This window comes from Arthrobacter sp. ok909 (genome assembly GCF_900104405.1).
Classification (GTDB): Bacteria; Actinomycetota; Actinomycetes; order Actinomycetales; family Micrococcaceae; genus Arthrobacter; species Arthrobacter humicola.
In genome coordinates this window covers 127,541-150,160 of the sequence record NZ_FNJS01000001.1, presented here as the reverse complement: position 1 = coordinate 150,160, position 22,620 = coordinate 127,541, and the positions used below count along the sequence as shown (strand labels likewise).

The following is a 22,620-nucleotide window of genomic DNA, read 5'->3' as shown; positions in this document are numbered from 1 at the left end:
GGTGGACGTTACGTCTGCGGCGCCTCAACCAGGTCAGTTGCGAATGCGGGCGACTGAAAGGGGACGGCAACGGCATCCGGCGTCTTGCGGAGCACCCGTGCCGCAAAGTAGTACAGGGGTGCAACGACCACCAGGCCAACAATCCAGGAGAGGTCCACGCCGTTCATCGCTGCGGCGACGGGCCCCGTGAACATCGCTGTTGCCGAGAACGGAACCTGGATCAGTGCGCCGGCAACATAGGCTCCGATCGCGACCCAGTTGAACCTTCCGTACACCCCGCCGTCGCGCTTGAAGAAGTCTTCAACCCTGTAGTCGCCGTGCCGCAGGAGGTAGTAGTCGACCAGGTTGATGGCCGTCCACGGAACCAGGACGTACATCAGGAACGAGAGGAAGTTCGTGTAGAAGAAGATGAAATTGTCCCGTGCGAACAGCGAGATCAGGAGGGCGAGGGTGAAGAGGATGATCGCCGCAATGGTCCGGGTCTTGGCGTGGGGCAACCAGGTTGGCCTGAACGTCTGCCCAATGGTGAGCGTGCACAGGACCCCGCAGTAGAGATTCATGGCGTTCGACGCCGCAACACCGAGGCAGAAGATTCCGATGACCACCATGGTCCATGGCCCGAGCAGGGCTCCCAGGCTGCCGACTATTTCGACGCTGCTGCCATCGTTGACCAGTGCCAGGGCGAGCGTTCCCACCAAGGCCCCCAAGACCATCGGGAAGAGTGTTCCCAAGACGCAGCCTGAGTAGGATGCCCAGAATGCCGGGGCCGAGCCGGTGCCTTGAGGCATGTAGCGGGAGTAGTCCGAGACGTAGGGAGCGTAGGCGAGCTGCCAGAGGGCGGAGACGGAGATGGTGGCCATGAAGCCCACCCAGTTGAAGTTTCCCTGGTTCAGGAAGCTGGCCGGCAATCCGTGGACGGCCAGGATCCAGACGAAGGCCAGCACCAGCGCCAGACCGGCCACGATGCTCAAGAAGCGTGCATAGGCGTGGATGAGCCGGTAGCCAAAGATGGTGGCGACGACGCTCACGACGCCGATGACAATGATGCCTCCGTCAACACTAATGCCCGGGCTGACTGCGGCCAGTGCTTCGCCGCCAAAGACGAGGTTCGCCGCAAAAAACCCGACGTACATGATCACCACGATGACGACGATTAGCAGCGCCCCGTACGAACCGAACTGGCCGCGGGTCTGAATCATCTGCGCCACGCCCAGTTGCGGGCCTTGGGCCGAATGCAGGGCCATGAAGATGCCACCGACGAGGTTCCCGACGATAATGCCGACGATGGCCGGCACGAAGCTGAGCCCGAACACCGTCGTCGCGAGGCCCCCGGTCACGATGGTCATGATCATGATGTTGGAACCGAACCAAATGGTGAAAAGGTCCCGGGCTTTTCCGTGGCGTTCGTGGGCGGGGATGGGTTGAATAGTCTTGTCCTCGAGCCGGGGCACCTCGGCCGCGACTGCGCGAGTGGGTCGAGCGTTCATGATGCATTCCAGGAGTACATGGGAACCTCTTTGTTCTGTCCCGGCACTTCGTCGAGCACGGGATCTGTTGTATCAATCATTCGTGACTTTTGTCACAGTGAGAATCCGGCGATTGAACAGTTGCCGTAAACCTCTTCATACATATGTATAAATCAGCCGCGACTACCCGGCCGTTGCGGCTCAAACGGTGGCCGATTCCAGCTGTTGGGCGCCGCTGGTGGTGGCCTTGCTGCGGTTCACCATCAACGCCAGAAGGTCGAAGACGAGGGTCGCCGCGGCGACAGTGGTGATGTCTGCGTGGTCATAGGCCGGAGCGACCTCGACGACGTCGGCGCCCACGATGTTGATGCCGTTCAATCCGCGGAGCAGCGCCAGCAGCTCGCGGGAGTGGAGCCCGCCCATTTCCGGCGTGCCGGTGCCCGGCGCGTAGGACGGGTCCAGGACATCGATGTCGATGGAGACGTAGACCGGAGTGTCGCCCAGACGCTCCTTGACGCGCTGGATCGCTGCTGGAACTCCGATAACGTCCAGGTCCGAGCAGCGGATGATCTGGAAGCCGAATTCGTGGTCGCGAAGGAAATCGTTGCGGTCGTAAACCGGGCCGCGGATGCCCACGTGCATCGAGCTGTCCTCGACGAGAAGGCCTTCTTCGAAGGCCCGGCGGAAGATGGTTCCGTGCGTGACGGGCTGGTCGAAATAGGTGTCCCACGTGTCCAGGTGTGCATCGAAGTGGAGCAGTGCCACCGGACCGTGGACCTTGTTCAAGGCCCGCAGCATCGGGAGCGCGATGGTGTGGTCGCCGCCGATGGAGATGAGCCTTTTGCCGGAGTCGGCGTCGCCGAGGAGCGGGAGGGCCTGCTCCTCGATCTCGCGGACTGCGCGGGCGATGTCATATGGGGTGCAGGCGATGTCGCCGGCGTCGACAACCTGCGCCTCGTACACGGGCTCCACGTCGAGTTCCGGATGGTAGCCGGGGCGCAGGAGCCGCGACGCTTCACGGACAGCTGCCGGACCGAAGCGGGCGCCCGGGCGGTAGGAGGTGCCGCCGTCGAAAGGGACACCGACAATGGCAATGTCGTAGTCAGGGACACGGTCGATCTGAGGAAGCCGGGCGAAGGTGCCCAGGCCCGCGTAGCGGGGGACTTTCGTTGCGTCGACGGGGCCGATGGGCTTGTGTGTGGTCATGACAGGGATCCTCCGGTTGCTTTGGTTTCAGACAGCCCCGCGGATTTCTTCTCCGTGCCGGGCATCTGCGCGGTTGCTGCTACCTCCACTATTAGTGATCTGCGTCACGGGGTATATGCGCAGATTGACTACAAATAACCCAGGGGTTTATACATGTGTATAAGCGGCTCGGGGGCGGCCTCCGCACTCATGAACAGGACCCGCGCATGGCGATCACCGTGGCCGAACTGCTGGCCGAACCCCAGTTGGGCCTGAGCCTCCTGGCGGGATCCGCCGGTCTGGGCAACAGGGTCACATGGGCCCACACATCCGACCTCCCGCGGCTGTGGGAATGGGTCACCGGCGGCGAGCTCATGATGACCAACGGGCTGTCCATCCCGGCGGATCCCGCGGGGCAGGTTGAGCTTGCCGAGGCACTGGTCAACGCCGGCGCGAGTGCCCTGGCGATCGGCGAGCAGATGCATGCCCCTAAGCTGCTTCCCGAGTTCTTCGAAGTCTGCGACCACCTGCCGTTGCCGGTCCTCAGCATCCCCTATCCGCTTCCGTTCATCGCCATCGCACGTTCGGTCGCTGAGGCTTCGTTGCTTGAGGAGTCCCGAAAGCTGCGTCAGACGGCTCGCATCTATGACCTCCTTCGGCTGGCGGGGCCTTCTGACGACAACTGGCTAAGTTTGATCGCTGGCATCGAAGCCGAACTCGACGCGAGACTCTTCGTGGTTGATCGACGGTGCCTGCATGCCTGGCATCCCGGAGGCCGGTCGTTGCCGCCGGAGCTCAGGCGTGACCTTGAACCGCTGACCAGCAAGTCACCGGTGGCCAGCAAGAAGTTCCAGTGGCACCGTGTGGGGGACCGTCACCTTCTGATGATGGATATTCCGACTCACGCCAATGCGCTCCTGGTGGTGCTGCCGAAATCCGAGCCGCTCCCGGATGCGGTGGTGCTGCTTCATGCCGCCACAGTCCTTGGGCTGGAGCTATCTCGGACGGTTCTGTCGCTAGAGAACCAGCGCCGGCTCGGTGCTGAGTTCCTTGTGCAGGCCTTTGACGGACGCCTGGGCATAGCCGAGATTGAAAGCCGGCTGCCTGAATTCGGGATTACTTCACGGGAATTCCTCATCGTCTCCATGTCCAGCGACGACGGTGAGGCCCTGGCGGGGATCCACGTAGATTTGTGGCGACACGGCTATCCGACGGCCTGCCAGCGCAGGTTCAATACGTTGCATCTGGCTGTCGCCTCAGACTGCACCGACGATCTCCTGCGGCACGTCGTTCCCTTGAATGTGAAGATCGGGATCAGTCGGCCTTCCGCGGCCGCCGGTGCGCAGAGGGCTCTTCAGGAATCGATGTGGGCGCTTGGGACCGCATCAAGCACCGGCGACCGGCTGGTCCGCTATGCGGAGGGACCCTCGTGGCTCGGACTCACTAGCTTTGAGGAAGGCAACGCTCTGGTACAGCGGCTGCTCGGACCCATTTTCGAGTACGAACAGGGAGAAAATGGGGACCTCATCGTCACGCTGAAGACGTTCCTTGACATGCAACGGTCGTGGCAAAAGACCGCGGGGGCCCTGTTCGCGCATCGGCAGACCATCATCTACCGCATTCGGAAGATCAGTGAGCTGACGGGCCTTGATATGACCGAAACGTCCACGCTGGCGCAACTCTGGTTCGCCCTGCAGATCCACGAAGCCATGGACCTCCAAGGCAATCCGCGGCAGAAGAAGCCGGCCGGCTTCTGAAACGCAACGGCATCGACCGGATGCCGCGCAACGAGACGGCGGGGAGACGGTTGGGATGTGGAAGGCCGATGAGGCGTTGGCGCCGTGCCGTTACCCTGGTTCGTGGCCTGGTGTGCCGTCGCCGTGGTCACTGTTGGTTTCGCCCAGGCTCCGGGCTAGCTGGTCATTGAGCCTATTGACCTGTGCCGTGAGGAGGGCAAGCTCGTCGCTGCCGGAGAGTTCAGCGGCTTTTGTGCGCGCATTGGTTGCGGCGGTGACACTTTCAACCAGCCAGGAGGACACGGCTGCCGTGACCATGCTCAGGACTGCAAACCCGCCGACCATCAGCGCGGACGCAGCCCATCGGCCGGGGACGGTTACGGGGTAGTAATCGCCGTATCCGATCGTTGTGATGGTGACCATCGCCCACCACAAGGCGTCGCCCATCGTGGTGATATTCGCGTTCGGAGCGCCCTTTTCGAAACTGAGGACGCTCAGGGCCACGGTGTAGATCAGAAGGACGGCCGATGCAATGACATAGGCCATGACCCGTGTTCGGATGGCGGTGCCCGGGGCCCGGTCCATGACTTTACGCAAGGTGAAGGGACGCAGGAGCCGCAATGGCCGCGCTACCGGAAGCACCACCATGAGCAGGTCCATAGGGTGGCGGATGAACCATCGGCCCCGCTGGGGCGCCAGCACCAATTTCACAATGTAATCGACGCCGAAGGCAGCCCACGTTGACCAGATGACAAGTGTCAGAAGGGTGGCGTAGGGGGCCGGCGGTTCGACAATGACCAGGATGGAGTAGGCCGCCAGGAAAAGAAAGGCCGCACCGACGAGGGGCCACTCGGAATATTTCTGCCACGTCTGAAGCGTCATGGCTGAATCGTAGGACTTTGTTCCCCGGATGTCCTTACGAAATTGCCGCCCCTGATCCTTCGGATGTTTGCGCCCTTCGGATGTTTGCGGGTGGCAGCCACGTCCTTCCCCGATCCGGCTGCACCCATACCGGCCGTGGCCCCTGACGGATGGATCTCTCTTCATTGGCCGGCCGACAACTCTTGGAGGGCCACCTGCGCAACGCTGACAACCGGCTCCGGCAGCGGTACATTGGGCTTCTCAGGTGCCGACCCGCTCTGTGCCAATAGATTGGCAATCAGATGGGCAATCAGATTGGCACGGCACGATTCCATAATCGGCGGAGGCGACACGCCATGGCGGAAAATCAGGACAAAGACGGAATCGGACGCGCGGGCGCGCGTAAGGACGAGGCGCACAATCACAACCTTGCCAGCGAACTGGGAGTTGTCGAGCAGAACATCCTGCTGCGAATCCAGGATTTTAATGATCCGCGCCAGGAATGGCGGCGGCTGTTCTCGGAGTTTTACGGCACATTTCTCCTCGTCATTGTCGCGGCCGGGGGTGGAATGATGAGTCAGGCCTTCCCCGGTGTCATCAGCCGCACGGCGGCCGTGGTCGCCCCCGGCCTGATGGTGATGGGGATCATCCTGTTTATGGGCAAAATCTCTGGGGCACATCTGAACCCTGCGGTCAGCTTCGCGTTCGCGCTCCGCGGTGACTTCCCGTGGCGCCGGGTGCCGGGCTACATCGTCGTTCAGCTCATCGGCGCGACGCTTGCCTGCCTGCTGCTGCAGGCCGTGATCGGTGTCTCCGCCACGTACGGTTCGAACTATCCGGCGGCGGAGTTTTCGGCGGGCGCCGCGTTCTGGATGGAGACACTGCTCACGCTGGTGCTGGTCAGCGTCATTCTGGGAACCGCCTCCGGGGCCCAGAACATCGGATTGCTCGGGGCCTTTGCAGTAGGCGCCTACATTGCCGTGGCTGGCCTGTGGGGCAGTCCCATCTCCGGCACATCGATGAATCCGGCGCGAACGTTCGGCCCCGACCTCGCCGGCGGCAACTTCAGCGACTACTGGGTGTACGTCGCCGGACCGCTGGCCGGCGCAGCGGCCGCCGTCGGTATCGCATTCATTTTGCGCGGCCCGGGCGGCGGGAAGGCGGGCTCGGGAGCCGCTCAGGGAGACCTCTTCACCGAGACCGCCAAAGAAGAGAAACCCTAACGGTCGGTGGGGCATTTTTTCCTCCGATCCCGGTTTTGCCCTGGCCATGACGTACTGCCCCATGATGCTCCAGTAGATTGTCGGAGGGAAGAGCCGCTTTTTGGGCCGAACGACAGGGAGTAGCGTGAGCAAGTTGATTAAGAGTCAGGCCGGAGCCGATGGAGACTTCGCGGCCAAACTGGCCGCCGCATCGGCGTATCCGCAGCTACGGCTCAACAGTGCGGCCCTCGACAGCAATATCCGGGTCATGGCGGAGTGGTGTCGTGAGCGGGGTGTGGAGCTGGCTCCGCATGTCAAGACAACGATGTCGGCACCGATCATCGAACGGCAGGTGGCTGCAGGCGCGGTCGGCGTAACCGTCGCCACCGTGGATCAGGTCGCTTCGGCGCTGGAGTGGGGACATGTCCGCGTTCTCGTCGCGAACGAGATCGTCGACAGGTTCGGACTACTGCGTGTCCGAACGTGGCTGGAGGAAAATCCGGGCCGGGAAATCCGTTGCTTCGTCGATTCGGCAGCCGGGGTCAAAGCCGCGGCGGCGGCGTTCGACGGCGCGACGGTCGCCCTTGAGGTGCTGATCGACGTGGGAACTCCCGGCGGACGCACCGGAGTCCGCGGCGTGGGCGAGGCCCTGCGCCTGGCCGGGCTGGTCCGTGCCACGCCGGGCCTGAAGCTGGTCGGAGTTGCCGGCTACGAAGGCGTCGTGCCCAATAGCAGGGCCGAGGAGACGGTCACGGCGGTTGACCGGCACTGCCAACTGGTACGGGACACCTATCTGGAAGCCGCGACGTACTTTGAGACCGCCACGCCCATCTATTCCATGGGCGGTTCCGCGTTCCCGGACCGCGTCATCGAGTTCCTTCCTGACCTCGGCGAGGTGCCTGGAACCAGGACTATCCTCCGATCAGGGTGCTATGTGACCCACGATCACGGCACCTACGCAGCCGTCAGCCCCGTGCCGGGTCTCATTCCCGCGCTTTCGGTTCGCGCCGTCGTCCTGTCCATCCCGGAAGAGGGGATCGCCGTCGTCGGCGCGGGCAAACGGGATCTTCCGTACGACGCCGGACTGCCGAGCTTCTTGTCGGCCCGAGCGGCTGACGGTGCGACGAAGACCGGCGCAACCGCAGCGGTGCGAAATCTTTTCGACCACCACGCGGTCCTTACCGGCGTGACCGGTCTGGAGGTCACGGATACTGTGGATTTCGGGATATCCCATCCCTGCTCGGCGTTTGATCGCTGGCCCGAATACGTCGTCACGGACGGGGACGGGCAGGGCATGGGCGTGTGGAGTACCGACTTCCGCCGGTCCTCGCTGGCGCCGCAGTCCTGATTGCGGCGCTCGCGGACGTTGCCACGGCTAACGCCACGACCGCCGTTGTGGTCCCGGCGGTGACGTATCTTTTCGTCGGTGGCTCGCGGGCTTCTACGCGGTCCCGCTGCTGCCCGCACTGCCGGTCAGTCCTTGAGGTGCCGTGTGAGCACGTCAAATTCCTCGACGCCAAGGATCTGCATGTGTTGCTCGGCGCTGGTCTCCGAACGGATTTTGGTCGCAGCTTCCGCGCTGCCAGCAAGGGCTTCCTCGTCCTCCCACAGCGTGATGGACAGCGACTTGTTGTCCTTCCCCAACAGGTAGTAGATGCCAAGGCACCCCGGCAATGCGAGCACCCGGTTGACGGTGTCCTCTGTGGGTGCCCCCGAGCTGTCAGGGCCTGGCTGATAGGTGCTGACGCGAGCGAACATGTCCATCCTCCTAGATACGCGAGAGTTGGAGTGCCTGACGCTCACGCCCTTTAACAGGGAACCGGACCTTCAAAATTGGCGGTCCTGGTGGGCGCTGGCCTGCTCTCCTCCTACCAGTAAGGACCAAGCACTGTGGGTGCACAAGGGTGGAATTGTTGGCTGGGCGCCGGCCCGGCAGGATCCGGAGAAGGCACAGGATCCTGCACTGGACTGGTGAAAGGGCTAGCAGTGGTCAGCTGCCGCAGGCGAAATCCAGGTGATCAGCCACTGGCGCCGAGGGCTGCCCGCGCGTTCTTCTTGAGTTCAGCGAGTTCCTCGCGGGCTACGAGTGCCTCGTCCTGGCTGACGGCCACGAATCGGGTGGCCGTGCCGGGGGCGGCACGCGCCACCAAATCCATGTCGGCGCTGATCACGGTGCCCACCATGGCGTAGCCGCCCCCGGAGACGGCATCGCGATGCAGGATGATGGGTTGCGTGCCGCCGGGGATCTGGATGGACCCGACGGCGTATCCGGCATCCACAATGTTGGACGGGTCGGAGCCGGCGCCGAACGGCTGTTCGCGTTGCTTCCATTTCACGCCGGGGCCGGAGTACCGCAGTCCCATCCGGTCGGCCACTGGAGTCAGCTTCCACTCGCCGTTGAGCAGGTTGTCCAGTCCTTCCTCGGTGAGGAGGTGGTCGTAGAGTCCAAGGACAATCCGGACAGCCTGCTCCTTCGCGAAAACTGGACGGAATTCCTCCGGAACAGTATCGGAGTCGGGCAGGGCCCCGGCGTTGAGCGGCGCGCCCACGGGAACCTGATCGCCGGCCTCCAGTTTGCGCCCGTGGAAACCGCCGATTGCGCCCAAGCTGTAGGTGGACCGGCTGCCGAGCACCTCGGGAACGTCGATGCCGCCCTGGACCGCGATGTAGTAGCGGGTGCCGCCCTTGATGACACCGAAGCTGAGTTCGTCGCCGGCGTTCAGCTGCAGCCGGGTCCACTGCGGCCGGGTTTCGCCGTTGACCTTGACCTCGACCGGGGCCCCGGTGACCGCGACGACGGCATCCTGGTCGGTGGTTAGGGCCGGGCCCAGGTACGTGCATTCGAGGACGGCCTCCTTGGCGGTGTTGCCCACCAAGGCATTACCGAGTTCGGCAGAGTATTGGTCCAGCGAACCGCTCTGCGGGATGCCCACGTTGTAGTGGCCGGTGCGCCCCTGGTCCTGGACCGTGGTGGCCAGCCCCGGGGTCTTGATGTCAAACGCCATTGAGGGCCTCCATGAGTTCCTGGTTGTAGCCTTCGGGATTCGCCAGCGCCTTGGACAGATCAAATGTCACGGGCGCCTGCCGGTAGTGGAACGTCCCTGCGGCGATTTCGGCCTGGATGCCGTTGTATTCGGCCTCGGTGACGGGCTTGAACTTCACGATGTCGCCCGGCCGGAAAAACACCATGAAGTCCTTGAAGTCGGCCAGGGACTGGGTGGGGTCGAAAATCGGCGCGGCAGCGACTCCGAACATCTGGTACCCGCCCGCGCCCCGCACTGAGTAGATGCAGCCGAAGCAGCCACCGTGCCCCACAGTCAATGCTGGTGTATCCGTGCGGGGGCTCAGGTACTTGGGGACTTCCAATTGTTTCTCGCGCTCAACCAGTTGGAAGAGGAACGGCAGGCCGGCGACAAATCCGACCATGGAGACCAGCCACGGCTGCTCGTGGTGGCGCTGGATGAATTCGGCGGCATCCTTGAGGTTGTTGACCTTGGCTGCGTAGTCAATGTCGGTGCCGCCGGGCTCCTGATGGAAACCTTCACGGAATCGCGCCGCCACTTCGGCTGTGAACGGATCGCCATACCAGACAGGAACCTCGATGATTCGGGTTTCGAGTGCCTGCTGCTGATGGTGCGCCAGGTCCCCTTCAATGGTCCGTACGGTCTCTTCAAGGGTCGACGGCGGCAGAACGTCGGGATCGAATCTCACCAGCAGCGAGGCGTTGGCAGGGCATATATCCACGATGCCGGGCAACTCCATCGCCGAAAGCTTCTCGGCGATGGACATCACCCTGAAATTGGCGGCCAGGCTCATCGACTCCGAGACTTCAACGAAGAGGAACTCGTCTCCGCCCCAGGTGTATCGGGCCTCCAACACTGCGGGTGCAGGGCTACTCATGGTGCCTCCATCAGATTGTCGACGGTTTCTATGAACTTCGAGTGGTGCTTGACGGCGGCGAATTCGAGCCGGTCCAGCAGCTTCTTGAGCACGGGGATGGTTGTCTTGACCCCTTCGATCCGGGTCCTGTATAGCGCCTCCAGCGCCCCTTCGATGGCGGCTTCGCGGGTGTCCTTGTGGACAATGAGCTTGGCGAGCATGGAATCGTAGTACGGGCTGACCGTCGATCCTGCCTCCACGCCGGCGTCAATCCGGATCCCGTCGCCTGCAGGCCATTCCAAGGCCGTGATGAGGCCCGGGCTGGGGAAGAAGTTGTTGTGCGGGTCCTCGGCGTTGATGCGGCACTCGATGGCGTGGCCGCTAAAATGAATGTCCTCCTGCCGGACTGACATCGATCCGGTGGAGGCAATGAGCAACTGTTCACGGATCAAGTCGACGCCGGTGATTTCCTCGGTGATGGGATGCTCCACCTGGATGCGTGTGTTCATTTCAATAAACGCGGCCTCGTGGCCGACGGGGTCGTAGAGGAATTCGACCGTTCCGGCGCCGCTGTAGCCGCATTCTCGGGCGAGTTCCACGGAAGATTCCCTGATGGTCCGGCGGACGCCGTCCGGGAGGTCCGGCGCCGGGGCTTCCTCAATGACTTTTTGGGAGCGCCGCTGCATGGAGCAGTCGCGGTCGCCGAGATGGATGAAGTTGGTTCCGTCGCCCAGGACCTGTACCTCCACGTGCCGGGCGTGCTGCACAAAGCGCTCCAGGTAGACGGTCGGATCTCCGAAGGCCGACGCCGCTTCGCCGCGCGCCATCTCTATGGTCTCCAGTAGTTCGCCCTCGTTGTGCACAAAGCGGATGCCCCGGCCCCCGCCGCCAGCGGAGGCCTTGACCATCAGCGGGTAACCAATGCCGCGGGCCTCTTCCAGGGCGTCGGCGTCGGGGTCGAGCGGCCCGTCGGAGCCGCGGAGGATTGGAACGCCTGCCTTGCGGGCGGATTCCCTGGCCAGGGACTTGTTGCCCATCATCTCGATCGCGTCGGCGTCAGGACCCACCCAGGTGAGTCCCGCTGCTGCGACTTTCCGCGCAAACGCGGCGTTTTCGGAGAGGAAGCCGTAGCCAGGGTGGACGGCGTCGCAGCCGTTATCCACCGCTGCGGCGATCACGGCGTCCTGGTTCAGGTAGCTGGCGGGGGCAGGGGCCGGCCCCACCACGACAAAGTTGTCGGCTGTGCGCGCGGCCAGGGAATCGGCGTCGGGCTCGCTGGCCACTAAGAGCGTCTCGATGCCCATTTCACGGGCCGTGCGGGCAATCCGCACGGCAATTTCGCCGCGGTTGGCGATGAGCAGTTTCTTCATCACTAGCCTTCTCGGATGACGATAATGGTGTCGCCGGGATTGACCATTTCGCCCTCGTTGACCTTGAAGGATTCGAGGGTCCCGGCCACATCGGACTGGATTTCGGTGAACTGCTTCATGATTTCGATGATGCCTACGGTCTGGCCGACTTCGATGGTGTCGCCCTCGTTGGCGAAAGGCGGCTTGCCGGGGCCGGGCTTGCGGTAAAAGACTCCGGGTAGGGGGGAAACAATGTTTGCCATGGGGTGCTCGCTTTCAGATTGTTGGATTAATCGGCTCTAACCCAGGACCGCACGCACGGCGCTGGCCACGGCAGTGGAATTGGGTGCGTCGGAGTGCACGCAGATGCTTCGGAACGGGATGTCCAGTTCCGTGCCGTCAACAGCTAGGACTGGGCGGCCGGCCAAGGCCCGGCTGACGCGCTCGGCAGCGGCGTCGGGGTCGGTGGGAGCCGGCCGGCGCTGGATCAGCAGTTCGCCGGCCGAACCGTAATTGAGATCAACATAGAGTTCCGGCACGAACTCCACCCCCATGGCCCGGCACACGGTTTCGTGGGCGGTTCCCGCGAGTCCGAAGAACGGAACGCCATACTGCGCGGCGGTTCCAGCGGCGGCCTGCATCAGTTCCTCATCGCCGGCCAGCATTCCGTAGAGGGCGCCGTGGGGTTTGATGTGGTTCAGTTCAAGACCGTGTTTGCCGAGAAATGCCGTCAGGGCTCCGGTCTGGTAGAGGATGATCGATTCGACCTCAGCCGGGGTCAGTACCATTCGACGGCGTCCGAATCCCACGATGTCAGGCAGGCCCGGGTGGGCTCCCACTGCAACGCCATGCTCGGCGGCCAGCGCCACGGTCCGGTTCATGACGTCCGGATCGCCAGCGTGATAGCCGCAGGCGACGTTGGCGACGTCGATGATGCGCATGAGTTCTTCGTCGTTGCCGAACTCGTGGAGGCCGAGGCCTTCACCCAAATCCGAGTTCAAGAGCACACGCCCTTGAGTGTGGGGAGAGGTGTCGGGGATCACAGTGGTTTGCATGGATGCAACGCTACTCAGCATTTCGAGTTCCCGATATTGTGCAGCTCGCTGAATCTCGGCTCGTGGATTATGCTTGCTGCACTGTTCAGCGGGCCACTCCCGCCATACTTGGAGGCCTTCTTGCGTATCTCAGACTTGGCGGATGACGCAGAACTCAACATCCGCCTTCGCGTTACGGGCGGCGAAGGCCGCCTGGCTCGGCCGATCACCTGGTGCGCCCCCACCGAGCACATGGACCCCTCACCCTTCCTTAGCGTGAATGCCCTTGTGCTGACCAATGGCATGGGCCTGAACGTCAAGGACTTCAGGATCTGGGACGCCTACGTGGAACGTCTGGTGGCCGTACCGGTCTCCGGGCTGGCTTTCGGGCTGGGCGCCGCGCACCGCGAGCTGCCGCCCGGTCTGATCCAGGCCTGCGAGGCGCACGGCCTGCCGCTGCTGGAGCTCCCCGCGGAAGTGCCCTTCGTGCTGATCATGCGCCATGTAGAGCAGGCCATCGCCGCCGAGCGCTACGAGGAGTTGCGAAAGGGCTGGGAGCTGGCCGATGAATGCACCCGGCTGGCGGCCGACGGGCATTCCCTGGCCGAGGTTCTGGAGCGGGTGGCGGACGCCGTCAGCGCAAGGGTGGCCGTGATCGACCACAATTCATTCGAGCTTGTCTCCGCGGGCGCGGCTCACGGCGGACCCACGCGAACCGCGCTGCGCCTCCCCAGCGGCGAATCCGAGCAATTCCGGCTCTCCATCGAGGGGATCGGGAGCAACATCGTGCTGCAGCCCATTCTTGGCCCCGTGGCCGCGGTCATCGCCATGCAGCTGAGCTACACCCTCGGGTCGCATTCGCCCCTCCATTCCCAGGAGGCCGCACGCTTTATGGAGGCCCTCTATGAGGACCGCGGTGAGCCGTCGGCGCCGTTGCGCCGCTACGCCCTCGAATCCGGGTTTGATCCTGACGGCGACTGGGGCGCGGTGCTCATCGGCAGTTCGGAAGAAGTGGCACCCGCAAAGTTGCGTGCCATCGCCTGGCGCGCACGCGCGGGGCTGCAGGCCGGTTTCAGCACGGTGAGGTTCATGGAGGAAGCCGGGCTCACGACTCTTCTGTTGCAGCACAGGCACGGAGCGGCCGACCTGCTGGATGCCACGCGGGGGTTCTTTACGGACGCCCCGGAACTGTCCGTCGTCGTCTCCGAATCACTGAGCCTCGGCGAATTGCCGCTGGCGCTGCAGCTTGCCCGCCGTAGCGTTGGGCCGGCCGGCGTGCACCAGGCGCCGCTGGCCGATCTCGCCGGCATTGTGCGGGGGTTGCCCAGCCCGGGCCTTGTGGCAATGTGCCAGCGGCTGTTGGCCCCGTTGGCCTCGGACGGCGGCAGCGCCTTGCGGGAGACGTTCGACGCTTATCTGCGCCACAGCGGGAATTCCTTGAAAATCTGCGAGGAGCTCTTCATCCACCGAAACACGCTCAGCTACAGGCTGCGGAAAATCGAAGAGCTCCTCAAACTGGATCTGTCTGACGGCGAAGTCCGCGCCACTTGCATGCTCGCCTTGGGAATCGTCGCGGCATCCCACTGAGGAAATCACGCCGGGAAGTCGCGCTCGCTGGCTGGCTTAGACGCCTGCCGGCCGGTGCATTGACGGACCCGGCGACGCCGATCCGGCCCTTCCGATTCACTGAGTAGAGGTTCCCTGGCCTTCTCAATTTGCGCTGCCTCAGGCGCTGCTTTCCCGCACGCAGAGGTCCGGTTCCAGCCTGACCGGTTCGACAATTTCGCCGTCCAGCACGCGCTTGAGGAGCTGCACTGCTGTCCGCCCGATCTCCAGCATCGGCGAACGGACCGAGGACAGCGGAATCGGAAGCTCTGCGGCCAGCGAAGTGTCATTAAAACCAACCACCGCCACGTCGCGGCCAACAGTGAGGCCATGGGACCGCAGGGCTCCCATGGCGCCGATGGCCGCGAAGTCATTGACGGCGAACAGCGCCGTCGGTCGGGGGGTGCAGTGAGTCAGGATTTCCTCCGCCGCTTCCCGTCCGCCGGCGGTATCGAACCGGGACCACACCACTGCCTCGGCAGGGATGTTTCCGCCCAGGGACCGCCATCGGTCCACGAACCCGGCTGTCCGGTCAACGGCCGTGCTGGCGTACGGCTCGCCGGCGATCACTGCGACGTTCCGATGCCCCTTGCTCCATAGGTGGTCGGCCACAAGCTCGCCGCCCAGGACGTCGTCGCAGGTGGCGGACGGGTAGCCCGGGACGCGGCGGTTCATGAGCACGAACGGCACTTTTCGGGCTGTCAACTCCCGCAACAGGCCGTTGTCCAGATGGGCGTCGCCGATGATCAGCCCGTCCACGCGCCGGGCCAGCATGGTGTCCGTCTTCCGTCGTTGTTCCTCCGGGTCGTCCCGGGAGTTCATGACGAACGTCGAATAGCCCAGCTCCGCTGCTGCCTCGTCAATGCCCTCGTACATGATCGCCAGAACAAGGTCCGAAAGCCGGGGCACGATCACTCCCATGAGGCGGGTGCGCCGCGTCCGCAGGCCGGCGGCCTGCGGGTCGGGGGAGTACCCCCGTTTCCGCGCCAGCGCGCGGACGCGTTCGGCCGTCGCCACGGAAGCTGCCCCCCGGGCGACTTCGGAGCCCGAGTGAAGGATCCGGGACACGGTCGACGGATGGATGCCGAGCTCGCTCGCGAGATCCTTAAGTGTGACCGTGCGGTCTCCGGCCGTGGTTTCTTCCATGCGATTCCCTGCCTCAGCTCAAAAAGACGTCACCACCAAGACTGCCCGATAAAGTGGCAGGCTCTGATTCGGGAGCCCTTGACGTGGCGCACCCCACATTCTATAGTCAGTTTACCGCCCTAACCCAATCGATTGGGTAGTAAGGGTTCCGGTGCCAGTCGGCGAAGTATTTACGCCCTCGAAATAGTCGGAGGCGTCAGCAGGAAACGTCGCAAAGATAATCTTTATCCCATAACCCAATCGATTGGGTAGGCGTCTGCTGGCAGCAGATGCAGGACAAACGGAGCGGAAATGACAGTCGCAGATTTGGTTGGCCCCCATGTGGTGTTGCTGGCCACGGGAGGAACCATCTCCTCCCGTGCGTCCGGTGCCGGGGGGGCCGCCGTGGCGTCCGACACAGGGGAGCAGGTGTTCGCCAGCTTGGGGGTGCCGGCCGCCCATCCGGTCCGCGTGGTCGATGTTTTTCGGAAGGGTTCATACCTGCTGACAGTCGACGACATGATCGCCATCTGCGTCAGGATCCGGCAAGCCCTGGCCGATCCGCAGGTTCTCGGCGTCGTGGTGACCCACGGTACGGACACGATGGAGGAGACCGCTTATCTCGTAGACCTCATCCACGACGATCCCCGCCCGGTCGTGTTCACCGGCGCCCAGCAGGCGGCCGACGCCGAGGCTCCGGACGGTCCAGGCAATCTGTCCCGCGCCATCGCCGTCGCCGGTTCCCCGCAGGCGCGCGGAAGCGGCGTGCTGCTGGCTTTCGCCGGAACCATCTTTCCTGCGGCCGGCGTCCGGAAGAGCCACACAACGCGGCTCGATGCCTTCGCCAACCCGGACTTCGGAACGGCAGGGTCGGTGTCAGACTCGGGCGACGTCACGATGCACCGAACGATGCGCGGTGCGCTGCACGGGCTTGCGCCATTGCCGTTGCCGGGCCAGGACGCCGGGTCGCCGCGCGTGGACTTGATTGCCGCCTACCCCGGAGCGGATTCCACTCTCTTGCGGGCCAGCCTCCATGCCGGGGCGGCGGGGCTTGTGCTCCAGGGAACAGGAACAGGCAACGCCAACCGCGAATTGTGCCGGGACGTGGCTGATGCCACGGCGGCCGGCGTCGTGGTTGTGACGAGCACGCGTGTGGACGCCGGCGCCGTCGTCCCCCGATACGGCGACGGCGGCGGTGAAGACCTGCGCGCGGCCGGCGCCATTCCCTCCGGGCTGCTCAGGCCTTCCCAATCGCTGGTCCTGCTGAGCCTTCTGCTCCGGCTTGATACTCCCATGGCCCGCATAGCGGAAGCGTTCGCCCACCGGGGCACGCTTCCTGACTAGTTCCCGCCCCGAATCCAAACCCCACCAACAAACCTCAAAAAAGCGCAGTGAAAGGTTGATCTCATGACTAAGGACATCCAAGTCGCATTCGGCGTCGACGTGGACGCCGTGGCCGGCATGCTCGGTTCCTATGGGGGCGAGGACTCGCCCTGCGATATCTCCCGCGGTCTGTTCAGCGGCGAGGTCGGCGGCCCGCGCCTGATCCGTCTTTTCGAGAAGTACGGACTGCCCGCAACGTGGTTCGTGCCCGGCCACTCGATCGAGACGTTCCCGGACCTGACCCGGATGATCGTGGACGCGGGGCACGAAATCGGTGTGCACGGGTACTCGCATGAAAATCCCATCGCGATGACCCGCGAGCAGGAAACGGCCATCCTGGACCGGTCGATCGAACTCATCGAAAAAGTGTCCGGCCGCCGCCCCACAGGCTACGTCGCTCCCTGGTGGGAGTTTTCCCCGGTCACCAACGAGATACTCCTCGAACGCGGGATCAAGTACGACCACTCCCTGATGCACCGCGACTTCGAGCCTTACTACGTGCGTGTTGGTGACAGCTGGAAGAAGATCGACTACACCAAGGCCGCGGAGACCTGGATGGAGCCACTTGTCCGGGGCAAAGAGACCGATCTCGTCGAGATTCCCGCCAACTGGTACCTGGACGACCTCCCTCCCATGATGTTCATCAAGGCGTCCCCGAACTCCCACGGCTTCGTCAGTCCCCGGGACATCGAACAAATGTGGCGCGACCAGTTCGACTGGGTGTATCGGGAAATGGACCAGGCCTCCTTCACCATGACCATCCATCCGGATGTCTCGGGCCGCCCTCAGGTGCTGCTCATGCTTGAGCGCCTCATCGAACACATCAACTCCCACGAAGGCGTCAGCTGGCTGACGTTCGACCAGATCGCGGACTCCTTCCTCGCCCGCAGCCCCCGAAAGGAAAACCAGTAATGACCATCCAGCAGCCCGCCGTCGATCTAACGCAACCCGCACCGGACGAAAAGCGCCGCTTCCCGGTCTTCTCGAAGCACCACACAACCATCGCCACCGTGCTGGCGCTGTGTGCCTGGACCGTCGCCGTGTTCGACTTCGGACTTTTCGGCACCCTCCTGCCGGCCATGCAGCAGGATTTCGGCTGGACCGCCACCGAAGCCTACGCAATCAACACCTGGATTGCCGTCGGCACCGCGATCGTCTGCTTCGGAATCGGCCCCGTCATTGACCGGCTCGGCCGCCGCAAGGGCATGATGACCACTGTCGGCGGAACCGCCGTTATCTCCGGCCTGACAGCCCTGATCCCGACCGGAATCCCGTTCCTCAGCAACGGCCTGTTGATTCTGGTCCGTTCCTTCGGTGGGCTCGGATTCTCCGAGCAGGCCGTCAACGCGACCTACATGAACGAGGTCTACCAGGTCACCGAAGTCGCGGACAAGCGCAAGCGCCCCGGCTTCCACTACTCCTTCATCCAGGGCGGCTGGCCGCTGGGCTTCCTACTCGCCAGCGCCCTCGCCCTCGTCTTCCTTCCGTCCCTGGGCTGGCGCGCCCTGTACCTGATGGCGACCGTTCCGGCAGCAATCATCGTGTGGCTCATTGCCAAGAAACTCAAGGAAACGCCGCAGTTCGAACTGCACCACAAGCTGACCCAACTCGAGAAGGACGGCAAGACCGAGGATGCACACGCCCTGGCCCACGCATTCGGCGTCGAGCACTCCTCCGCGGCCCCGCTCAAGCGCATCTGGGAGCCGCACCTGCGCCGGAACACAATCGTCTTCTCGCTGGCCTGGATTTTCAACTTCTTCGGCATCCTGATCTTCAGCATCCTCGGCAGCTCCGTCCTGAAGAACGCCAAGGGTGTGGAACTCTCGGACGCCTTCTGGATGCTGATCGTCATCAACATGCTGGCGTACTTTGGCTACGTTTTCCACGGATGGATCGGTGACAAAATAGGCCGCAAGCGCACCATCATCGGCGGCTGGATTCTCTCCGGCATCTGCTTCACCATCATGCTCAGCCCCATCGCCACGAGCCCCTTCATGATCATCCTCACCTACGGCGCCGGTCTGTTCTTCCTGGTCGGACCGTACGCCGCTATCCAGTACTTCATGGCCGAGTGCTACCCCGTCAGCTGCCGGGCTACCGGCACAGCCTTCATCGGCGCAATGAGCCAGCCCGGCACCATTCTCGGCGGCGCGCTGTTCACGGTAGCGGCAGCCAGCGCCGGAACCGGCGCTGCAGCGCTGTGGGTCGGCGCGGCCGGAACGTTGTTCTCCGGCCTCCTGATGATCGCCGCCAAGCCGCCGGTAGAGGCCCTGCTCGAGGATCACCCTCAGGAGGGCGCAGCATGACACCGGAGACAAAGGTGGCCGTGATCACCGGAGCGGCCAGCGGCATTGGACGGGCCCTCGCGGTCCATTACGCCCACCGCGGCGTGCGTTCGGTGATCGGTACCTTTCCCGGAGATCCCCACGACCCGGAAGAAACCCTCCGCCTGGTCAAGGACGCAGACGGCCAAGGGGTCATCCATGAAGTCGATGTCCGCAGCACACTGTCCGTCGATGCGTTCGCTGAACGCGCCCTCGAAGAGTACGGCCGTTTGGACTACGCGGTGGCCAACGCGGGAATCCTGCGTAACTCGCCCTTGGGCGAGATGACCGATGAGCGCTGGGGCGACATGCTCGACGTCGATCTCACCGGTGTGCTCCGGACCCTGCGCGCCGGGTCCGCAAGGATGACCGACGGCGGGGCCATGGTTGCCGTGTCCTCAATTGCCGGAGGCGTCTACGGGTGGGAGGAACATGCCCACTACGCCGCCGCCAAGGCCGGCGTGCTCGGGCTGATCCGCAGCGTGGCCGCTGAACTGGGACCGCGCGGCATCCGTGCCAACGCCGTTATCCCCGGACTCATCGAGACGCCCCAGTCCCTGGACCCCGTGAACTCCCTCGGGCCCGACGGACTGCAACGCGCCGGGCTGGAAATCCCCTGGGGCCGGGTCGGACGGCCCGAGGAGGTTGCCAGCGTGATCGGCTTCCTGACCTCCGATGACGCCGTCTATGTCACAGGTCAATCGCTGATAGTCGACGGCGGTCTCACCATTAAGATGCGTGCCTGAAAAGCCCTGGAAGGACAAGAATGAACAACCCTGACGCCTCTCGTCACACGGAGGGCCGCGCCGTGGTGGTCACGGGCGGAGCCAGCGGGATCGGCAAAGCCATCGCCGAAGCCTTCACCGCCAACGGCGACAGAGTGGCCATACTGGACCGGTCGGGCGTGGCCGGAACCATCGCCGTCGACGTCTCGGATGAAGCGAGCGTGAGGGCTGCCTTCGCCGCCGCGCGGGCCCAGCTCGGCGGCATCGATATTCTCGTGAACAGCGCGGGACTGCTCACCGAATCGCCGCTGGAGGATATGACCCTTGCCATGTGGAACGAGACGATTGGTGTTGACCTGACGGGCGTCTTCCTATGTTGCCGAGAGGTGGTGCGGGAAATGAGGGAGCAGAAGTGGGGCCGCATCATCAACATCGCCTCCCAGCTGGCCATCAAGGGCGGCACCGGGCTCAGCCACTACAGCGCCGCCAAGGCCGGCGTCGTAGGCCTGACCAAGGCCCTGGCCCTGGAAACCGCCGGCGACAATGTACTGGTCAACAGCATCGCCCCGGGGCCCATCGAGACGCCCCTGGTAGACGGCATCTCCGAGGACTGGAAAGCGGCCAAACGTGCCGGACTGCCGCTGCTGCGCTTCGGCCTGCCGGCCGAGGTCGCCCCGACGGCACTGCTTCTCGCCAGCGATCCTGGCGGCAACCTGTATGTCGGCCAGACGCTGGGGCCAAATTCCGGCGACGTCATGCCGTAGGAAGGACACTCACATGTGCGGTGCGTGCGGACGAAGTGTCGTGAGCGATCCAGTGCTGGGGCAAATCAGAACGATGCGGCAACACCTGATTGTCGCCCAAACCATCAACAGCGTCTGCCGATCCTGGCCCGGGGCCTCGAAGGTGGCTGCCACCAGCGGGGGCTGGCTGGTCTCCGGACCGACGGGTGCCACTCAAGCCGTCGCGACTGTGGAAGCGGTGTGGGCGGCGGTTCTGCGCAGCAGCCCGGGAGCGAGGTCTTCGGACGTGCACCGTGCTGAGGGCGGGCCGCGGGTCCCGGAAGAGCCGGGTCCTTCAGGTTCCCCGGCTGTAGCAAGTCTGGAGCCGGAGGACCTGTCCCTCCGGGTTCTGAAACTTGGCCATCAGTTGATGCGGGACCGTGGCACGGCTACCGGATCATAGGCCCGAACACCCGGGAAGCAGCCCGACTGCGCTGTGGCCGCGGTTCTGGCCGGTGCGAAAGTGCCGCTAATGCGCCGTCGTCAGCGGATTCCGCTACGGAAACGGACGCATGACGTCGAAAAGGTCCGGCGCCACGGGGATCCGCGTAGCGCCGGACTTTGTGCGTGGCGGCTAACGGAAAACGCAGCGAAACGGCTACGTCGGAGGCACCGGCCCGGTTTCTCATAGTGTGCGGAGGCATCCTCGGCGCCGCCCGGGTGCGGCGGGTACGAAGGCCCTGTCCCGTCGCCGGTGAATGGTGGGAGGATCCGTAGATAAGCACCAGGACCCATTCGCCGCTTCAGGCGCGCGGTGTGACAGACAGGTCGCACCGATCGGACGGGTCTGACGAGGAGGTTCTGATGATCACTGCCACGATGGATGTAGCCACGATTCCGGTCACGGACCTGGCGAGGGCCAAGTCGTTCTACGGCGATATCCTCGGCCTGACATTCCTGTGGGAGACCCCTGCCGGAGTCCGGTTCCGTTGCGGAGCCGCCAGCGAGATCTCGATCTTCAAGCGGCCGCCCGTCACGACGGAGCACACCCTGGCCCATTTCGAGGTGCAAGATATCGAGGCCGTGGTCCAGGACCTGGATGCCAAGGGCGTGGAATTCCTGGACTACACCGAAGGCCCTCTGGTGACGACGGACCACATCGCCCAGCTCGGCCCCGCGAGGGCTGCGTGGTTCCATGATCCTGACGGCAACACCCTCGGGCTTCGCCAGGGGTAGAACCAGGGCGGCAGGCAGCACCTCCCGCCCGGTCCCGGATCAGGCAGGGGCTCCGTCGGAGCGGGGGCATGGCGCGTCGTTGCGGGCCTCGCGGGCCGCCGCGACGTCCGCGGCGCTTTGCATGTCTCCGCGCGCCCGCAGCCCCGCGACGACGCCGTCAATATCGGCGTCGGGCCGGTTCTGGCTGAGCTTGTGCTTCGCCTCGATCCGGGTAATGAGGAGTTCGACGCCGACGATCGCGCGCAGCTGGCCGGCAATGTAGCGCTCGGGGGCGTCGTCCACGGTCCAGGGCCGCGCTGAGCCGGCTTCGTTGTGGTCGCTCAGCCGCCGGACGTGGCGGGCTAGCCAGGCAGGATCGTCGTGGATGACGAGGGTGCCGTAGACGTGGGCTGTGGAGTAGTTCCAGGTCGGAACGACGCGTCCGTGTTCTGCCTTGGACGCGTACCACGTCGGTGAGATGTAGGCGTCCGCGCCCTGGATGATGAAGAGCGATTCGCCGAGGGCGGGTTCGGACCATTGGGGGTTATTCCTGGCGAGGTGTCCGTGCAGCGCACCGTGCTCACCGGCCGCCGGGTCATAGACAAAGGGCAACAACGTGGCGAGCATGCCGTTCGCCGTGGAAGTGATCAGGTTGGCCGCGGCCGCGCGGGTGAGCAGGTGCTGGACTGAATCGGAGCTGGCGGCGAAATGTGCGGGGATGTACACGGAGGTTTCCCTTCGGATCGGGGGCCTGGGGTCGGGGATCGGACGCGGGGCGGGGCGCGCGGGCCGGGTGTGCGGAGTGCGGT

The 22,620-nt window shown here is 64.2% G+C and carries 21 protein-coding genes; 10 read left to right on the top strand and 11 right to left on the bottom strand.

The window, feature by feature from the left end:
* Positions 1-8: 8 nt before the first annotated feature.
* Both BLR03_RS00685 and speB read right to left on the bottom strand, forming a co-directional pair.
* Positions 9-1,487: a purine-cytosine permease family protein gene (locus BLR03_RS00685; protein ID WP_091248173.1), complete on the bottom strand. Its 1,479-nt coding sequence runs from the start codon at positions 1,485-1,487 to the stop codon at positions 9-11.
* A 180-nt stretch (positions 1,488-1,667) separates the two neighbouring features.
* The gene (gene speB / locus BLR03_RS00680; RefSeq protein WP_091248170.1) at positions 1,668-2,672 is read right to left on the bottom strand and encodes an agmatinase; all 1,005 of its coding nucleotides are present in this window, start codon (positions 2,670-2,672) and stop codon (positions 1,668-1,670) included.
* Between the two features lie 206 nt (positions 2,673-2,878).
* Here speB and BLR03_RS00675 point away from each other — a divergent pair, with 206 nt between their 5' ends.
* Positions 2,879-4,408 (top strand): PucR family transcriptional regulator, encoded by a 1,530-nt coding sequence (locus BLR03_RS00675; protein WP_091248168.1) that lies wholly within the window; start codon positions 2,879-2,881, stop codon positions 4,406-4,408.
* Positions 4,409-4,498: 90 nt separating this feature from the next.
* Here the strand turns inward: BLR03_RS00675 and BLR03_RS00670 are convergent, their stop codons facing one another.
* On the bottom strand, positions 4,499-5,269 hold the full coding sequence (locus BLR03_RS00670; RefSeq protein ID WP_091248164.1) for a potassium channel family protein: 771 nt from the start codon (positions 5,267-5,269) through the stop codon (positions 4,499-4,501).
* A 281-nt stretch (positions 5,270-5,550) separates the two neighbouring features.
* Here BLR03_RS00670 and BLR03_RS00665 point away from each other — a divergent pair, with 281 nt between their 5' ends.
* Positions 5,551-6,471 carry an MIP/aquaporin family protein gene (locus tag BLR03_RS00665; protein WP_254788087.1) on the top strand — a complete coding sequence of 307 codons (921 nt, stop codon included), beginning with the start codon at positions 5,551-5,553 and terminating at the stop codon, positions 6,469-6,471.
* 124 nt (positions 6,472-6,595) lie between these two features.
* Positions 6,596-7,798, top strand: coding sequence for an alanine racemase (locus BLR03_RS00660; RefSeq protein ID WP_254788086.1), 1,203 nt, complete (start codon positions 6,596-6,598; stop codon positions 7,796-7,798).
* Positions 7,799-7,923: 125 nt separating this feature from the next.
* Here BLR03_RS00660 and BLR03_RS00655 read toward each other — a convergent pair whose 3' ends face one another.
* The 6 genes from BLR03_RS00655 to pxpA form a co-directional block, all read right to left on the bottom strand.
* Positions 7,924-8,208 (bottom strand): hypothetical protein, encoded by a 285-nt coding sequence (locus BLR03_RS00655; protein WP_254788085.1) that lies wholly within the window; start codon positions 8,206-8,208, stop codon positions 7,924-7,926.
* 260 nt (positions 8,209-8,468) lie between these two features.
* The gene (locus BLR03_RS00650; protein ID WP_091248159.1) at positions 8,469-9,455 is read right to left on the bottom strand and encodes a 5-oxoprolinase subunit C family protein; all 987 of its coding nucleotides are present in this window, start codon (positions 9,453-9,455) and stop codon (positions 8,469-8,471) included.
* A complete protein-coding gene (locus BLR03_RS00645) occupies positions 9,445-10,350 on the bottom strand; it encodes a 5-oxoprolinase subunit B family protein (protein WP_091248157.1) in 906 nt (301 codons plus the stop codon). Before BLR03_RS00645 ends, BLR03_RS00650 begins: the two co-directional genes overlap by 11 nt.
* Positions 10,347-11,699, bottom strand: coding sequence for an acetyl-CoA carboxylase biotin carboxylase subunit (locus BLR03_RS00640; RefSeq protein WP_091248154.1), 1,353 nt, complete (start codon positions 11,697-11,699; stop codon positions 10,347-10,349). Before BLR03_RS00640 ends, BLR03_RS00645 begins: the two co-directional genes overlap by 4 nt.
* Before the next feature lie 2 nt (positions 11,700-11,701).
* Positions 11,702-11,941, bottom strand: coding sequence for an acetyl-CoA carboxylase (locus BLR03_RS00635; RefSeq protein WP_091248151.1), 240 nt, complete (start codon positions 11,939-11,941; stop codon positions 11,702-11,704).
* Positions 11,942-11,977: 36 nt separating this feature from the next.
* Positions 11,978-12,733 (bottom strand): 5-oxoprolinase subunit PxpA, encoded by a 756-nt coding sequence (pxpA, locus tag BLR03_RS00630; RefSeq protein ID WP_091248786.1) that lies wholly within the window; start codon positions 12,731-12,733, stop codon positions 11,978-11,980.
* 120 nt (positions 12,734-12,853) lie between these two features.
* On the opposite strand from pxpA, the gene BLR03_RS00625 reads away from it, so the two are divergent.
* Positions 12,854-14,299, top strand: a complete 1,446-nt coding sequence (locus BLR03_RS00625; RefSeq protein WP_175460356.1) for a PucR family transcriptional regulator — start codon at positions 12,854-12,856, stop codon at positions 14,297-14,299.
* 138 nt (positions 14,300-14,437) lie between these two features.
* Here BLR03_RS00625 and BLR03_RS00620 read toward each other — a convergent pair whose 3' ends face one another.
* Positions 14,438-15,463: a LacI family DNA-binding transcriptional regulator gene (locus BLR03_RS00620; RefSeq protein WP_091248144.1), complete on the bottom strand. Its 1,026-nt coding sequence runs from the start codon at positions 15,461-15,463 to the stop codon at positions 14,438-14,440.
* 291 nt (positions 15,464-15,754) lie between these two features.
* On the opposite strand from BLR03_RS00620, the gene BLR03_RS00615 reads away from it, so the two are divergent.
* The 6 genes from BLR03_RS00615 (at position 15,755) to BLR03_RS00590 (ending at position 21,832) form a co-directional block, all read left to right on the top strand.
* A complete protein-coding gene (locus BLR03_RS00615) occupies positions 15,755-16,786 on the top strand; it encodes an asparaginase (RefSeq protein ID WP_175460355.1) in 1,032 nt (343 codons plus the stop codon).
* Between the two features lie 63 nt (positions 16,787-16,849).
* Positions 16,850-17,737, top strand: coding sequence for a polysaccharide deacetylase family protein (locus tag BLR03_RS00610; protein ID WP_091248141.1), 888 nt, complete (start codon positions 16,850-16,852; stop codon positions 17,735-17,737).
* A complete protein-coding gene (locus BLR03_RS00605; RefSeq protein ID WP_091248138.1) occupies positions 17,737-19,131 on the top strand; it encodes an MFS transporter in 1,395 nt (464 codons plus the stop codon). Before BLR03_RS00610 ends, BLR03_RS00605 begins: the two co-directional genes overlap by 1 nt.
* Entirely contained in the window at positions 19,128-19,895 is a 768-nt protein-coding gene (locus BLR03_RS00600) for an SDR family NAD(P)-dependent oxidoreductase (protein WP_091248135.1), read from the top strand. Before BLR03_RS00605 ends, BLR03_RS00600 begins: the two co-directional genes overlap by 4 nt.
* Before the next feature lie 20 nt (positions 19,896-19,915).
* Entirely contained in the window at positions 19,916-20,638 is a 723-nt protein-coding gene (locus tag BLR03_RS00595; protein ID WP_091248133.1) for an SDR family NAD(P)-dependent oxidoreductase, read from the top strand.
* Between the two features lie 822 nt (positions 20,639-21,460).
* On the top strand, positions 21,461-21,832 hold the full coding sequence (locus BLR03_RS00590; protein WP_091248130.1) for a VOC family protein: 372 nt from the start codon (positions 21,461-21,463) through the stop codon (positions 21,830-21,832).
* Positions 21,833-21,871: 39 nt separating this feature from the next.
* On the opposite strand, the gene BLR03_RS00585 is transcribed toward BLR03_RS00590, so the two are convergent.
* Positions 21,872-22,537, bottom strand: a complete 666-nt coding sequence (locus BLR03_RS00585; RefSeq protein ID WP_091248128.1) for an FMN-binding negative transcriptional regulator — start codon at positions 22,535-22,537, stop codon at positions 21,872-21,874.
* Positions 22,538-22,620 lie beyond the last annotated feature (83 nt).

Bases quoted from the DNA above. Each gene is read 5' to 3' on its own strand.
- BLR03_RS00670 (WP_091248164.1), bottom strand. From the start codon at position 5,269: ATGACGCTTCAGACGTGGCAGAAATATTCCGAGTGGCCCCTCGTCGGT.
- BLR03_RS00665 (WP_254788087.1), top strand. From the start codon at position 5,551: ATGGGCAATCAGATTGGCACGGCACGATTCCATAATCGGCGGAGGCGA.
- speB (WP_091248170.1), bottom strand. From the start codon at position 2,672: ATGACCACACACAAGCCCATCGGCCCCGTCGACGCAACGAAAGTCCCC.
- BLR03_RS00605 (WP_091248138.1), top strand. From the start codon at position 17,737: ATGACCATCCAGCAGCCCGCCGTCGATCTAACGCAACCCGCACCGGAC.
- BLR03_RS00635 (WP_091248151.1), bottom strand. From the start codon at position 11,941: ATGGCAAACATTGTTTCCCCCCTACCCGGAGTCTTTTACCGCAAGCCC.
- BLR03_RS00615 (WP_175460355.1), top strand. From the start codon at position 15,755: ATGACAGTCGCAGATTTGGTTGGCCCCCATGTGGTGTTGCTGGCCACG.
- BLR03_RS00610 (WP_091248141.1), top strand. From the start codon at position 16,850: ATGACTAAGGACATCCAAGTCGCATTCGGCGTCGACGTGGACGCCGTG.
- pxpA (WP_091248786.1), bottom strand. From the start codon at position 12,733: ATGCAAACCACTGTGATCCCCGACACCTCTCCCCACACTCAAGGGCGT.
- BLR03_RS00685 (WP_091248173.1), bottom strand. From the start codon at position 1,487: ATGAACGCTCGACCCACTCGCGCAGTCGCGGCCGAGGTGCCCCGGCTC.
- BLR03_RS00600 (WP_091248135.1), top strand. From the start codon at position 19,128: ATGACACCGGAGACAAAGGTGGCCGTGATCACCGGAGCGGCCAGCGGC.
- BLR03_RS00655 (WP_254788085.1), bottom strand. From the start codon at position 8,208: ATGTTCGCTCGCGTCAGCACCTATCAGCCAGGCCCTGACAGCTCGGGG.
- BLR03_RS00675 (WP_091248168.1), top strand. From the start codon at position 2,879: ATGGCGATCACCGTGGCCGAACTGCTGGCCGAACCCCAGTTGGGCCTG.
- BLR03_RS00590 (WP_091248130.1), top strand. From the start codon at position 21,461: ATGATCACTGCCACGATGGATGTAGCCACGATTCCGGTCACGGACCTG.
- BLR03_RS00650 (WP_091248159.1), bottom strand. From the start codon at position 9,455: ATGGCGTTTGACATCAAGACCCCGGGGCTGGCCACCACGGTCCAGGAC.
- BLR03_RS00640 (WP_091248154.1), bottom strand. From the start codon at position 11,699: ATGAAGAAACTGCTCATCGCCAACCGCGGCGAAATTGCCGTGCGGATT.
- BLR03_RS00595 (WP_091248133.1), top strand. From the start codon at position 19,916: ATGAACAACCCTGACGCCTCTCGTCACACGGAGGGCCGCGCCGTGGTG.
- BLR03_RS00620 (WP_091248144.1), bottom strand. From the start codon at position 15,463: ATGGAAGAAACCACGGCCGGAGACCGCACGGTCACACTTAAGGATCTC.
- BLR03_RS00645 (WP_091248157.1), bottom strand. From the start codon at position 10,350: ATGAGTAGCCCTGCACCCGCAGTGTTGGAGGCCCGATACACCTGGGGC.